Source organism: Aeromonas sp. FDAARGOS 1407 (genome assembly GCF_019048725.1).
GTDB classification, from domain to species: domain Bacteria; phylum Pseudomonadota; class Gammaproteobacteria; order Enterobacterales; family Aeromonadaceae; genus Aeromonas; species Aeromonas enteropelogenes.
This window is the reverse complement of sequence record NZ_CP077399.1, coordinates 2,172,525-2,186,415: the sequence shown is the minus strand read 5'-3', so window position 1 is coordinate 2,186,415 and position 13,891 is coordinate 2,172,525. Positions and strand designations below refer to the sequence as shown.

At 59.4% G+C, this 13,891-nt stretch carries 14 protein-coding genes; 13 read left to right on the top strand and 1 reads right to left on the bottom strand.

The genetic code is table 11. The annotated features are described in order from the left end of the window. Positions 1–6 precede the first annotated feature (6 nt). The 6 genes from exeL to I6L37_RS10530 all read left to right on the top strand — a co-directional run bounded on the left by exeL (position 7) and on the right by I6L37_RS10530 (position 5,100). A complete protein-coding gene (gene exeL / locus I6L37_RS10555; RefSeq protein WP_216994005.1) occupies positions 7–1,191 on the top strand; it encodes a GspL family type II secretion system protein ExeL in 1,185 nt (394 codons plus the stop codon). Continuing rightward, positions 1,188–1,679 (top strand): GspM family type II secretion system protein ExeM, encoded by a 492-nt coding sequence (gene exeM / locus I6L37_RS10550; protein ID WP_061475846.1) that lies wholly within the window; start codon positions 1,188–1,190, stop codon positions 1,677–1,679. The genes exeL and exeM overlap by 4 nt, the downstream gene beginning before the upstream one ends. Then, positions 1,676–2,443, top strand: coding sequence for a GspN family type II secretion system protein ExeN (gene exeN, locus I6L37_RS10545; RefSeq protein ID WP_216994004.1), 768 nt, complete (start codon positions 1,676–1,678; stop codon positions 2,441–2,443). The genes exeM and exeN overlap by 4 nt, the downstream gene beginning before the upstream one ends. Before the next feature lie 399 nt (positions 2,444–2,842). Then, positions 2,843–3,679 carry a 5-dehydro-4-deoxy-D-glucuronate isomerase gene (gene kduI, locus I6L37_RS10540; RefSeq protein ID WP_216994003.1) on the top strand — a complete coding sequence of 279 codons (837 nt, stop codon included), beginning with the start codon at positions 2,843–2,845 and terminating at the stop codon, positions 3,677–3,679. An 84-nt stretch (positions 3,680–3,763) separates the two neighbouring features. Continuing rightward, complete coding sequence (kduD, locus tag I6L37_RS10535; RefSeq protein WP_216994002.1) at positions 3,764–4,525, top strand: 2-dehydro-3-deoxy-D-gluconate 5-dehydrogenase KduD; 762 nt, start codon at positions 3,764–3,766, stop codon at positions 4,523–4,525. A 65-nt stretch (positions 4,526–4,590) separates the two neighbouring features. Next, complete coding sequence (locus I6L37_RS10530) at positions 4,591–5,100, top strand: YgjV family protein (protein WP_124238771.1); 510 nt, start codon at positions 4,591–4,593, stop codon at positions 5,098–5,100. A 76-nt stretch (positions 5,101–5,176) separates the two neighbouring features. On the opposite strand, the gene kdgR is transcribed toward I6L37_RS10530, so the two are convergent. Next, complete coding sequence (gene kdgR, locus I6L37_RS10525) at positions 5,177–5,983, bottom strand: DNA-binding transcriptional regulator KdgR (RefSeq protein ID WP_254203560.1); 807 nt, start codon at positions 5,981–5,983, stop codon at positions 5,177–5,179. Positions 5,984–6,363: 380 nt separating this feature from the next. On the opposite strand from kdgR, the gene I6L37_RS10520 reads away from it, so the two are divergent. The 7 genes from I6L37_RS10520 to chbC all read left to right on the top strand — a co-directional run bounded on the left by I6L37_RS10520 (position 6,364) and on the right by chbC (position 13,846). Further along, positions 6,364–7,335: a sugar kinase gene (locus I6L37_RS10520; protein ID WP_216994001.1), complete on the top strand. Its 972-nt coding sequence runs from the start codon at positions 6,364–6,366 to the stop codon at positions 7,333–7,335. Next, a complete protein-coding gene (locus I6L37_RS10515) occupies positions 7,319–7,939 on the top strand; it encodes a bifunctional 4-hydroxy-2-oxoglutarate aldolase/2-dehydro-3-deoxy-phosphogluconate aldolase (RefSeq protein WP_042027749.1) in 621 nt (206 codons plus the stop codon). The genes I6L37_RS10520 and I6L37_RS10515 overlap by 17 nt, the downstream gene beginning before the upstream one ends. A 95-nt stretch (positions 7,940–8,034) precedes the next feature. Beyond that, complete coding sequence (locus I6L37_RS10510) at positions 8,035–8,508, top strand: YhcH/YjgK/YiaL family protein (RefSeq protein WP_124238775.1); 474 nt, start codon at positions 8,035–8,037, stop codon at positions 8,506–8,508. 319 nt (positions 8,509–8,827) lie between these two features. Beyond that, positions 8,828–9,838, top strand: a complete 1,011-nt coding sequence (locus tag I6L37_RS10505) for a TRAP transporter substrate-binding protein (protein ID WP_124238776.1) — start codon at positions 8,828–8,830, stop codon at positions 9,836–9,838. Positions 9,839–10,077: 239 nt separating this feature from the next. After that, positions 10,078–11,385 (top strand): TRAP transporter large permease, encoded by a 1,308-nt coding sequence (locus tag I6L37_RS10500; RefSeq protein WP_042027755.1) that lies wholly within the window; start codon positions 10,078–10,080, stop codon positions 11,383–11,385. A 768-nt stretch (positions 11,386–12,153) separates the two neighbouring features. Then, positions 12,154–12,474 (top strand): PTS sugar transporter subunit IIB, encoded by a 321-nt coding sequence (locus tag I6L37_RS10495; RefSeq protein ID WP_026457940.1) that lies wholly within the window; start codon positions 12,154–12,156, stop codon positions 12,472–12,474. Positions 12,475–12,484: 10 nt separating this feature from the next. After that, positions 12,485–13,846: a PTS N,N'-diacetylchitobiose transporter subunit IIC gene (gene chbC, locus I6L37_RS10490; protein WP_216994000.1), complete on the top strand. Its 1,362-nt coding sequence runs from the start codon at positions 12,485–12,487 to the stop codon at positions 13,844–13,846. Positions 13,847–13,891: the final 45 nt, after the last annotated feature.

The following is a 13,891-nucleotide window of genomic DNA, read 5'->3' as shown; positions in this document are numbered from 1 at the left end:
AGATGCGTGAGCGAGAGTCTGGTCATCCGTCTGGGGACCAATAAACAACAACCGGTGGCCTGGCTGGTCTGGTCTGCCCAGGAGCAGGAGATCATCGCCTCCGGCCAGCTCCCCTCGGCCGACGCGCTGAACGAGCTGCAGGAACGGGCCGGTGGCCGTCCCGTGGTCACTCTGGTGCCGGGCAGCGATCTGCTGTTTCGGCGCGTCACCCTGCCCGGCCGTTACAGCCGCCAGTCGGCGGCGGCCCTCCCCTACCTGCTGGAGGAGCAGATCGCCTCCGATGTGGAGGATCTTCACCTGGTAGCGCTGGCCCACGATGGCCCCAACGTGGATCTGATGGCGGTGGATCGCCAGAAGATGACCGAGTGGCTCGGCTGGCTCGAGGCCGCCGGGCTCAAAAGCCTGCAACTGCTACCGGATGTGCTGGCCCTGCCCCCCGCAAGCGACGGCTGGTCGGCTCTGCAACTGGAGCAAGAGTGGCTGATCCGTCAGGGCCCATGGCAGGGGATCGTCACCGACGAGGCCCTGCTGGCCCTGCTGCTGGCGGCCGAGGCCGAACCGGTCACCATCCACAGCCATACGCCGCCCCCCGCCATGGCGCATGCCAACTGGCAGGCCGCCGAGCCCGAGCTGCCCATGTTGCTACTGGCCAGGGGGGCGCTCGCCTGTCGCGCCAACCTGCTCACCGGACCCTACCGTCCCCAGACCGAATATGCCCGCTACTGGCAGCAGTGGCGCAAGGTGGCCATCACTGCCACCCTGCTGTTGCTGGTAGCCCTGGTCCAGCGTGGCGCGCAGCTCTATCAGCTGGAACAGCAGGACAAGGCGCTCAAGGGGGAGATCCGCCAGGTCTACACCCGCATCTTCCCCGGGGAGAGCCGCATTGTGAACGTACGCAGCCAGATGGCCCAGCACCTCAAGCAACTGGGACAGGCCCCGCAAAACGGCATCCTGCTGATGCTGACTGAACTGGCCCCCACCTTCGCCGAGATCCCCGGTCTCAAGCCCCAGGTGTTGCGCTTTGATGCCAGCCGCAGCGAGCTGCGCCTGCAGGTCAGCGCTCCCGGTTATGGCGAGATAGAACGCTTTCGCGAGCTGGCTGGCAAGCGCTTCGAGGTGCAGCAGGGCGAGGTACGCAGCGGCGAGGGCAAGGTAGAGGGCGCACTGGTGCTCAAGGACAAATCATCATGATGGCAAAACTGCATGGGTGGTGGCACGGCATCACCGCCCGGGAACAGCGGCTGGTGGCAGCAGGCGGCATACTGCTGCTGATCGGGCTCTGCTACTGGAGCGTCTGGCATCCCCTCAACAACCGTATCGCGGAGCGGGAGCGCCAGGTACAAAACCAGCAGCAAACCCTGGCCTGGCTCAAGGAGAAAGGGGCCGAGGTAATCGCCATGCGCGGCAACCAGGTGGTGCCGGCTGATACCGGCGGCACCCTGGAAGGGACGGTCAACCGCACCGCCTTCAACCACAAGATCAAGATTGCCCGCCTGCAACCCCAGGGCAGCGAACTGCAGGTGTGGATCGATACGGTCCAGTTCGATGATCTGCTGCTCTGGCTATCCACCCTGGTGGAGCAGCACGGCATCCAGATCCAGGTCATCGAGATCGCCCGCGAAGACCTGGCCCCGGGCCTGGTCAAGGTCAGACGTTTGCAACTGAGTCGTCCCCAATGAAACAGCGAATCCTGACTGCCACCCTGTTTCTGGTGGCCTATCTCATCTTCCTGCTGGCCACCCTGCCGGCAGCGCTGGTGGCCCGTTATCTGCCGCTGCCTGCCCAGATGGCCAACCTGCTCAAGCTGGAGGGGGTCAGCGGCACCCTCTGGAGTGGCCAGATAGCCCGATTGCAATACGCCAGCGAATCGGTGAACCAGCTGCGCTGGGAGCTCAATGGCTGGTCTTTGCTGCGCTTCGCCCCCGAGGTGTCGGTGCGTTTTGGCAATCGCCACGGCCTCAATGGCCAGGGGGTGATCGGCTGGCAGGGCAGCCTGTTTGCCCGCGATCTCACCCTCAACGCCCCGGCGCCCTGGCTGCTGGCCCGCCTCCCGCTGCGCCCGCCCTTCCCGCTCACCGTGGCCGGCCAGCTGCAACTCAAGATCGACCAGTTTGCCCAGGGGGCTCCCTGGTGCGACAACCTCTACGGCAACCTCGACTGGTATGACGCCATTGCCGATACCCCGGCCGGCAAGCTGACGCTGGCCGACCCCGAGGTAAAACTCACCTGCCTCGACTCCAGGGTAGTGGCCGAACTCAAGCAGGATTCCAATGCGGTAGAGACCCAGGGTCGCCTGGAGCTGCAGGCCAACGGCCAGTACCTGTTCCAGGGCAGCCTGAAGCCGGGGCCGGATCTGCCCGCCCAGATGCAGCAGGGACTCCCCTTCCTCGGCCAGCCCGACAGTCAGGGGCGCTTCCCCCTGCGCTATCAGGGACGGATCTGAGCCCCTCCTCTTAACCAGCGGCACCGGCACCCTGTGCCGGGGCCGCTATCGTTTCAGCCTGGCGACCTTGCTTCTGAGCCAAGGCCGCCGGCAGGCTTAACCCCGTCAAGACTGTCCCTGGATGACTCGGCCCCAGCGCGTCGCGCAAGCTGCTGACAAGGCACATCACTCTGATTTCACCACCCTAGCATTCCGCTCCTTCCCCCTGAACATCCGTCGCCCGATGCTTCGCTTTGCCTGTCTGCCGGTTCGAATAAAAACGACCACCTCACAAATATAAAACATCGTTTTGTTTTTATGTTGATGGCATTTCTTTTTGTTGGTATCGTGTTTTCAACAAAGAGAATTCCCAGATACGTTGTCATTTATGCCGCCAAGGCCCTGAAATTGAGGTTCATTATGCAAACTCGTCAAAGCATCCATAGCGACCATGCCAAGCAACTGGATACCCAGGGCCTGCGCCGTGAGTTTCTGGTGGAAGAGATCTTCACCCCGGATCAGCTGACCATGACTTACAGCCACATCGACCGCATCGTGTTCGGTGGTCTCATGCCGGTCGATGCCCCGCTGACCTTCTCCGACGAGCTGGGCAAGGCGTTTGGCGTCACCTACTTCCTCGAACGGCGCGAGCTTGGCCTCATCAACATCGGCGGCCCGGGAGTGGTGATCGTGGATGGCACCACCTACGAGGTAGGCAATGCAGAAGCCCTCTACGTTGGCCAGGGCGCACGGGAACTGAGCTTTGCCAGCGTCAGCGCCGCCCAGCCGGCCAAGTTCTATTACAACAGCGCCCCCGCCCACACCCACTACCCGACCCGCAAGGTCACCCAGGCCCAGGCCTCTCCGGCGACCCTGGGCGATGCCTCCACCAGCAACCGTCGCACCATCTACAAGTATCTGGTACCGGACGTGCTACCGACCTGCCAACTGGTGATGGGCATGACTCAACTGGAAGAGGGCAGCCTGTGGAACACCATGCCCTGCCACACCCACGAGCGCCGCATGGAGGTCTACTTCTACTTCAACATGAAGGAAGACGCCGCCGTCTTCCACATGATGGGCAAGCCGGACGAAACCCGTCACCTGCTGGTGCACAACGAACAGGCCGTCATCTCCCCGAGCTGGTCCATTCACGCTGGCGTCGGCACCCAGGCCTACACCTTCATCTGGGGCATGGTGGGCGAGAACCAGGTGTTCGGTGACATGGACCATGTCGCGGTCCGCGACCTGCGCTGATCAAAACAATGAATGGTGGGCGGCCAGGGTGGCCGCTTCGCCGTGGCAAGACACTCCACCGTCCCGTGGTTTAGAGGTAACGTTATGATTCTTAATGCATTCGATCTGAAAGGTAAGGTCGCCATCGTCACCGGTTGCGACACCGGGCTGGGTCAGGGTATGGCTCTCGGGCTCGCCGAGGCGGGTTGTGACATCGTCGGCATCAACATCGTCGAGCCCACCGACACCATCGCCAAGGTCGAGGCCATCGGTCGCCGCTTCCTGAGCCTGAAGGCCGACGTCAGCAAGGTGGAGAGCCTGCCCGCACTGGTGGATCAGGCAGTTTCCCACTTCGGTCATGTGGATGTGCTGGTGAACAATGCCGGCATCATTCGCCGGGAAGATGCGATCAATTTCAGCGAAAAAGATTGGGACGACGTGATGAACATCAACATCAAGAGCGTCTTCTTCATGTCCCAGGCGGTGGCCAGACAGTTCATCACCCAGGGCACAGGCGGCAAGATAGTCAACATCGCCTCCATGCTCTCCTATCAGGGCGGGATCCGCGTCCCCTCCTACACCGCCTCCAAGAGCGGCGTCATGGGCATCACTCGCCTGCTGGCCAACGAATGGGCAAGCAAGGGGATCAATGTCAACGCCATCGCCCCCGGCTACATGGCCACCAACAATACCGTAGCCCTGCGCGCCGACGATGACCGCAATGCCGCCATTCTGGAGCGGATCCCGGCAGGGCGCTGGGGCGTACCGGACGATATGATGGGCCCTGTGGTATTCCTGACCTCCGCCGCCTCCGACTACATCAATGGCTACACGATTGCCGTCGATGGCGGCTGGCTGGCCCGCTGATCCAGCGCAATGTGACAAGGCGCCGCAAGGCGCCTTTTGTCATTGTCCCCTGACAGGAGGGCGATATGTTTCTCGATAGCAACTGGTTTGCCCAATCCGTGGGGTTGCTGGCCTGCCTCGTTGGCGCCACGGCCTTCATGCAACGCCAGGACAACAAGCTCAGACTCCACCTCACCCTCAACGGCACCCTGATGGGTTTGCACTTCCTGCTGCTGGGATCCTCCGTGGCCGCCATCAACTGTCTGCTCTGTGCAGTACGCAACTGGGTTTCGGGTTACTACCGCGGCCTGGGCGTCATGCTGCTGTTTCTGGCGCTGGCCTGGCTGCTGGTCATCCCCCAGATTACCCATCCGGTGCAGATACTGACCCTGCTCGGCACCACCCTGAGCACCTATGCCCTGTTTCGCCTCAACGGCATTGCTCTGAGGCTCTGCATGCTGAGCAGTACCGTCTGTTGGCTGACCCATAATGTCTGGGCGGGATCCATCGGCGGCATCCTGCAGGAGAGCATCTTCTTCGTCATCAACAGCCACACCATCTTCAAGCTCTACCGGGCAACACCGCAAAACGCCTGACCGCGCAGGCAAACAGTCCCATACCACACATAAAAAAAGAGCAGGCCAAGCCTGCTCTTTATATGACGGATGAACCTTATCCGCGCTGGTCGTTCATCCCAAAGGGATAGTCGTGGAAGCCCAGACCGGCGGAAATCTTGGCCGCGGCATCATGCAACTGAGCCACCAGCGTCTCCTTGTCTTCCTCATGGAAACGCACCAGGGGCAGTGACAGGGAGAGCCCCGCGATGATCCGCCCCATACGGCTGTAGATGGGAACGGCGAAGCACCGCAGGCCGTGTTCCATCTCTTCCCTGTCTTCGGCATAACCCTGTTCCCGCACCTGTGCCAGCTCCACCAACAGTGCATCGACATCCTTCAGAGTGTGCTCGGTAAAGCGCTCGAAGGTCACGTCGGCCAGCATGGCGCGCACCTCGGTATCGGGCAACCAGGCCATCATCACCTTGCCAAGACCAGTGCTGTAAAGGGGACGACGGCGGCCGATACGGGAGTACATCCGCAGGTTGTATTCGGAGTCGATCTTGTGCAGATAGACGATGCTGTCTTCATCCAGCGTACCCAGATGCAGGGTCTCCTTGGTCAGCTTGCCAAGACGGTGCATCTGCTCATCGGCGATCTTGACCAGATCCTGGTGCTCCAACGCCTTGGCGCCCAGCTCGAACAGTTTCAGACTGAGGGCATACTTGTCGGTTTCCCCTTCCTGGGAGACATATCCCAGGGTTTTCATCGTTTGCAAAAAGCGGTAGACGGTGCTCTTGGACATCATGATGCGCTGGGAAAGCTCCGTCACCCCGATCTCTTTTTGTTCCCCGAGCGCCTGCAAAATGCCAAACACCTTGAGCACAGATGAGACTGAATCAGGCGAGTTATCTATCACAGACATGTCTACTTCCAAAAAAAATGATTGATTGTTTCATTGTATTTGAAATGAACTGGCAGTCATAGAGTTGGTAGCGATTATCCAGATAAATCAGTGAATAATGAGGACATTATGTGGCCTTGCTCACGTTGAGTCCCCTCTCTTCACCACACGGGAACGACCAGGTTTCATCCCGCTGTTACCACCTCACCCGCTCCATGGCCCCTCTTTCTCGCCCTGTATTCCCTCGATAGTAGAAACACCTTTGGCGGGCGCATTTCGTCATCTTGTCATACATAAGACCGACGTCACAAATTTAATGAAATTACGTTTTACTTTATTTCAATTGAATGACAATTAAATAAAATGGTCGGGTCACCAACGCGAAGTACGCGGGAGAAATTATGGCTATCAAAGTCGCCGTCATTGGCGAGTGCATGATCGAGTTGTCCGAAAACCGGGACAGCATAGTGCGCCATTTCGGGGGGGACACCCTCAACACCGCCGTCTATCTGACGCGCGCCAATCCAGATGTCGCCGTGAATTATGTCAGCGCCCTGGGCACGGATCCCATGAGCAGTGCCATGCTGGCCCAATGGCAACAGGAGGGGGTACACACCGAACTGGTACAACGGCTCGACCACAAGCTGCCCGGCCTCTACCTCATCGAGACGGACGAGCGGGGGGAACGAACCTTCCACTACTGGCGCAACGACGCGGCGGCCCGCTACTGGTTGCAGACACCCAAAAGCGGCGAGATCTGCCGCCAGCTGCAGGCGTTTGACTACCTCTACCTGAGCGGCATAAGCCTCGCCATCCTCTCCGATGAGGATCGCCAGACTCTGCTGCAGCGGCTGGCCGAGTGCCGGGCCTCCGGCGTCCGAATCGTCTTTGACAACAACTATCGACCACGCCTTTGGGAGAGCCGGGAAGCGGCCAGGCAAGCCTATCGCGCCATGCTGGCCCTGACCGACATCGCCTTCCTGACCCTGGATGACGAGTTTGCCCTTTGGGGCGACAGCGAAGAGGCCCAATGCCTGGCCCGCACTCGCGAGCTGGGTGTCGAGGAGATCGTCATCAAGCGTGGCGCCGCCCCCTGCCTCATCGTCCAGCAGGCATACAGCTGTGAAGTGCCGGCCGTAGCGCTGGTAAAAGAGTGCGTGATCGACACGACCGCTGCCGGTGACTCGTTCAGTGCGGGTTACCTTGCTGCCAGACTGGCAGGGCAATCCCCGGCCGACTCAGCGCGTTATGCCCACCTGCTGGCAAGCACCGTTATTCAACACCGTGGTGCCATCATCCCCCTGACGGCGATGCCACCCCACATTACTCCTGACCACTCAGCCAACGAGGCTTCCCATGTCGATATTGCTTGAACAACTCTCCGCCCTGAAGATCATCCCCGTCATCGCCATCAAGGATGCCGATGATGCCGTCGCTCTCGGCCAGACCCTGATGGACAACGGCATGCCCAGCGCAGAGATCACCTTCCGCACTCCGGCTGCCGCCGAGTCTATCCGCCGCCTGCGGGAAGCCTTTCCGGAGATGATCATCGGTGCTGGTACCGTACTGACCACGGCCCAGGTCGATCAGGCCATCGAGGCCGGCGTAGACTTCATCGTGAGCCCGGGGCTCAACCCGCGCATAGTGCAATACTGCCAGGCCCGCGGCGTGCCCATCATCCCGGGCGTCAACAACCCCAGCCTGGTGGAGCAGGCCATGGAGCTGGGTCTGCATACCCTCAAGTTCTTCCCGGCAGAGCCGTCCGGTGGACTGGGCATGCTCAAGGCCATGAGCGCCGTCTATCCGGTCTCCTTCATGCCCACTGGCGGCATCAGCCCGAGCAATGTGAAAGACTATCTGGCCCTGCCCGCCGTCTTTGCCTGTGGTGGCACCTGGATGGTCCCCGCCAACCTCATCGACAACCGCGAATGGCAAAAGATTGGTGCACTGGCCAAGGAGGCCATGGCCGCCCTGTAACCTTGCACAGACCCCTCTCGCGGGTCCGTCACGTCACCCCGGATCCGGCGATGCAACACGAGTGAGTCGCCGGCTCCATCCAAGGAGCTCACGCCATGATCACTGGCAATCTTAACCGGCTCGACATCGCCATGCTGCCCGCCCCGCTGCTGCAACTCCTGACTCGCGACGAGCTGTCTCTGTCTCGCCTGCAGCAACAGGAGGAGGGGAAATACGATCTCATCGACGATGCCGTCTTCTATATCGTCTCGCACCCCACCACGGCTCAGGAGGCAAACCTGAAGAGCGAGTTTCACGATCGTTACCTCGATATCCAGATAGTGCTGGATGGCCAGGAGATGATCGCCACTAGCGCCACCGTCAGCTCTCCTCATACCTACCCGGAAACAAAACCGGATCTGCTCTTTCTGGAGGACCCGGCGATCACCACCCGATTGCAGCTCGAGCGCGGTGACTTCGCCATCTTCTACCCCGGCGAGGTACACAGACCCACCTGCCAGGTACGAGCACCAGCCAGGATCAAGAAGGCCGTGTTCAAGGTTTGCAAACATTGGCTGGCCGCGCAGTAATCCGGGCCAACGTCTGCGATACAGCCCCCGCCCTTGTGGGGGCTGATTGTTTTTATCCCCTTTTGGATCGCCAACACCGCCAGCCCAAGAGCCCATTGGCAAGTTCCCACTCCCCCCCTGCACTCCGCGTTGAGAGCCGGTTTGCAGCCTTGCCTTACCGCCTGTAACGGAATGCAACACCGCCATCCCACAAAAAATGATTTCAAATTCTCACAAAATAGAAACGCCATTTCATTATCTTGAGTTTGATCACTGAAATCGTGCCGGATTCACGTAGCATGAACACCATCAAGATAACCAACCCATAGAGGGGTTACACATGCGTACGAAGAATGCTCTGCCCAAGTTGTCTCTTATTGGCACTGTTGTAGCCGCTGGTCTGTTTCTGACTGGATGTGGTGAAGACAGCAAGGCTGCTGGTCCCGTGATTTTGAAAACAGCGTTCAACCAGTCCGAGAACAACCCCCAGTACAAGGCCCTTGAAGATTTCAGCCAGAAACTGGAAGCCGCCACCGGCGGGAAATACAAGCTGGAGATCCACCCGAACGAGCTGCTGGGTGATCAGCGTGCCGCGCTGGAGCTGGTCCAGTCCGGCGCCATCCAGCTGGCGGTGGTCGCCAACCCCTTGGTCGAGAACTTCAACAAGAACTTCTCCGTACTGGCTATGCCCTACATCTATGACAGCCCCGAGCACCAGCGCAAAGTGTTCACCGGCGGAACCCTGGATGCCCTGTTCAGCTCAACCAAGGGCAACGGCTTCGAGGTATTGACCGCCTACACCGCCGGCGCGCGCAGCATGTATGTCAAGGGAGCCCCCATCAAGACCCCCGAAGACATGAAAGGGAAGAAGATCCGGGTCATGCAGTCCGACACCATGGTCAAGATGCTGGGCTGCATGGGGGGAACCGGTGTGCCCATGGGACAGGGCGAGGTCTATTCAGCCATCCAGCAAGGGGTGCTGGATGGTGCCGAGAATAACGAGATCACCTATGCCGACCTGAAACAGTACGAGGTGGCACCACACTTCTCCTATACCCGTCATGTGATGGTGGCCGATCTGCTGGTGGTCAACGAAAACTTCCTGAGCCAGATGGATGCCGCGGATCAGGCCACCTTCCGCAAGCTGGCCAAGGAGAGTACCTCGACCGAGTTTGATCTCTTCAGCCAGGCACTGGAAAGCGCGAAGCAGACTGCTACCAGCCAGGGAGCCACCTTTACCGAGGTGGATATCGCCCCCTTCCAGGCTCGCTGCAAGCCGCTGCAGGAGACCCTGCTGACCACGCCGGAACAGAAAGACATTTTCAGCAAGATCCGCGCATTGGCCAACTAATGCCGCATGTTGCCAGGGGCTGCCATCGCAGCCCCTTTTATGAGGATCAGTCATGAAACCCACTGAACAACCGACTCCTTTCTCTGCACCAAGTGAACCCGCTGTTCAGAAGGGCTTCTGCGCCACCCTGACCAGCATTATGCCGCCATTCCCATCAGCGGCGTGCTGGCTGTCTTCTACTGCCTGTACAACCAGTACGGGTTGGCCAGGCAATTCTCCTTCAAGCAAAAGGTGTAACTATGGATATTGCGGTTGTTGTTGCGCTGGTGATGTTCATCGGTGCGTTTATCCTGCTGTTCATCGGCACCCCCATCAGCATCAGTATCGGGCTCTCCTCCTTCCTGGCGATGGCGATGATCCTGCCGTTTGATGGCGCCATCCTGACCTCGGCCCAGCGAGTCTTCGTCGGCCTGGACTCTTTCGCCCTGCTGGCCATCCCCTTCTTCATCCTGGCCGGCAACCTGATGAACAATGGCGGCATCGCCATCCGGCTGATCAACTGCGCCAAGATCGTCAGCAACTTCCTGCCCGGCCCCTTGGCCCAGACCAACGTGGTCGCCAACATGCTATTTGGCTCCATCAGTGGGTCCGGCGTCGCCTCCGCAGCGGCCATCGGCGGCATCATGTCCCCGATCCAGAAGAAGGATAACTACGATCCCGCCTTCAGCGCCGCGGTCAACATCGCCTCGGCCCCGACCGGCATGCTGATCCCTCCCAGCAACTCCCTGATCGTCTATGCCACAGTGGCAGGCAGCGTCTCCATTACCGCCCTGTTCATGGGAGGATACGTCCCCGGCATCCTGTGGGGACTGGGGGTTATGCTGGTAGCGGGCTTCATCGCCAAACGTCGTGGCTATGTGGCGGAAAAAAACTCCCTCAAGGGTCAGCATCTCAAGCTGCTGCTGGATGCGGTTCCCAGCCTGATGATGATAGTGGTGGTCATTGGCGGCATCCTGGGCGGCATCTTCACGGCCACCGAGGCCTCTGCCATTGCCGTGGTCTACTCCCTCGTGCTCGGCATCTGCTACCGGAACATCAAGGCGGCCGACCTGCCCGCCATCTTTCTGGCGACCGCCAAGATGACGGCCATCGTGATCCTGATGCTGGCCGCCTCCTCCATCATGTCCTGGGTGATGGCGTTCACCAAGATCCCGGCCCTGATCGCCTCCGGCCTGCTCTCCTTCACCGACAGCTTCCTGATCATCCTGCTGATCATGAACCTGGTGCTGCTGCTGGTGGGTACCTTCATGGACCCAACCCCGGCAGTGCTGATCTTCACCCCCATCTTCCTGCCCATCTGCACCCAGTTCGGCATGGATCCGGTGCAGTTCGGCATCATGATGATCTTCAACCTCTCCCTCGGTACCATCACGCCCCCGGTCGGCCCCATCCTGTTCACCGGCTGCAAGATTGGGGAGATCAAGATTGAGGGGGTCATCAAGCCGCTGCTGCCCTTCTTCGCGGTCATCGCGCTGGTGCTGCTGCTGGTCACCTATGTGCCAGCCATCTCGATGGCACTGCCCCAGGCGATGGGTCTGGTGGGATAATTCACCAACATTGACATACTGGCGTCTGCGACCCGCAAGAGACGACTCGCGGCCCCGGCACCCTGTGCCGGGGCCGCTTCTTTTCGCTCGCCTTGGCGCCTTGACCTTTTCAGGGGGGAGAGAGAACGCAAGCCAAGGCGTTTATCTCCTCTACGGGCTCAGCTTTCTTTATCTGATCCGCTTTGCTTGCTTCACCGACTGCTCTGTTTTGCCTGTCCTGATTTCTGCAGCCTCTCCCGCTCTTTGCCAGTTAGCGCTTGTCACTCTTCCTTCTATCTCTTTTGCCCCTCTATCACCTTTCAGGCGCCCTGACCGAGACCACCTCTCTGGTTGATTCTCATTAACGCAAGGTCAATAAAACCCCATCTTGGTGATATTCAGACGATCTGAAAGATCTGGCAGGAATATCAATCAGATTGCATTAACTTGTGAATTTGAGCCGGTGAAGACAATTTCTCATTTTTCTAGCAAAGCAGGTCAACGCACCACATAAAACACATAATTGATTGATTTAAATAAAAATAAATCATCAACCTCTCTTTTTATCTTCGTTATATCGTCTTTTTTCCAATCATGGCACATCGAAAACTGTGAAGAGCGGCAGATCACTTGGTCAACCAAAGACAATTGATTTAGAGCGCGAAATACCAGTCAAACAGGATGTGTCGATACAATAAGGTCAATTGGAGATGATCAAGGCTTGCAGCGCGACTCGCCGCCGTCTCGACCGGTTTGTTCATTTGATTTTCAAGCGTTGAGGGAATGGTTATGGAAAAGAAGCACATCTACCTGTTTTGCTCTGCCGGGATGTCCACGTCACTGCTGGTCTCGAAGATGAAGGCGCAGGCAGAAAAATATGATGTCCCCGTGGTGATCGATGCCTATCCGGAGACCCTGGCCGCCGAGAAGGGGGTCGATGCCGATCTGATCCTGCTGGGCCCGCAAATCGCCTACATGCTGCCGGAAATCCAGCAACAACTGCCTGGCAAGCCGGTCGAGGTGATCGACTCCATCCTGTACGGAAAAGTGGATGGCCTGGGTGTTCTCAAGGCGGCCGTCGCGGCCATCAAGCAGCACAGCGCACAGTAAGGAGAGAGATGTGAGCAACCTTATCGCATCGATGGAGAAGGCAATCCTGCCGATTGCCGTGAAGCTGGGCAAACAGCCTCACGTCAATGCCATCAAGAATGGCTTTATCAAACTGATGCCCCTGACGCTCGCCGGGGCCATGTTTGTGCTGATCAACAACGTGTTTCTGAGCTTTGGCGAGGGCTCTTTTTTCTACTCCATGGGGGTGCGGCTCGATCCCGCCACCATCGCCACCCTGGATGGCTTCAAGAGCATAGGTGGCAGCGTCTACAACGGCACCCTGGGGATCATGTCCCTGATGACCCCCTTCTTCATCGGCATGGCGCTGGCGGAAGAGCGCAAGGTTGACCCGCTCGCCGCCGGTCTGCTGTCGGTTGCCGCCTTCATGACGGTCACGCCGTTCAGCGTCGGTGAGGCTTACGCCGTCGGTGCCAACTGGCTGGGCGGCGCCAACATCATCTCCGGCATGCTGATCGGTATCGCCGTGGCCGAGATGTTCACCTTCATCGTGCGCCGCAACTGGGTGATCCGCCTGCCCGACAGCGTGCCAGGCTCAGTCTCCCGCTCCTTCTCGGCGCTGATCCCGGGCTTCATCATCCTCTCCATCATGGGGGTAATCGCCTACCTGCTCGGCAACGCCGGCACCAACTTCCACCAGCTCATCATGGATACCATCTCCACGCCGCTGGCCAGCATGGGTGGCCTGGTGGGCTGGGTCTATGTGCTCTTCTCCCCACTGCTCTGGTTCTTCGGGGTACACGGCTCTCTGGCCCTCTCCGCCCTCGAGAACGGCATCCTGGTGCCATTTACTCTGGAGAACGTGGCGCTCTACACCCAGTACGGCTCGGTCGAAGCGGCGTTGGCGGCCGGCAAGGAGTTCCATGTCTGGACCAAGCCGATGCTCGACTCCTACATCTATCTGGGTGGTACCGGTGCGACTCTCGGCCTTATCCTGGCCATCTTCATGGTCTCCCGCCGCGATGACTACCGTCAGGTCGCCAAGCTGGGCCTGCCCTCCGGCATGTTCCAGATCAACGAACCCATCCTGTTCGGCCTGCCGGTCATCATGAACCCGGTGCTGCTCATCCCCTTCGTGATGGTGCAGCCGGTACTGACGGGCATTACCCTGTTTGCCTACTACACGGGCGTCATTCCGCCCATCACCAATATGGCCCCATGGACCATGCCGGCGGGGCTGGGGGCCTTCTTCAACACCAACGGCAGCGTGGCAGCCTTCCTGCTGGCCCTGTTCAACCTGGGTGTGGCCACCATGATGTATGTGCCATTCGTCATCATCGCCAACAAGGCCCAGAACGTCATCGAAGAGGAAGAGGAGAGCGAGGAAGATATCGCTCTGGCCCTGAAGTTCTGACGACACATGCGGGAGGAGCCCGGCTCCTCCCGCCAGTTTGGAGAA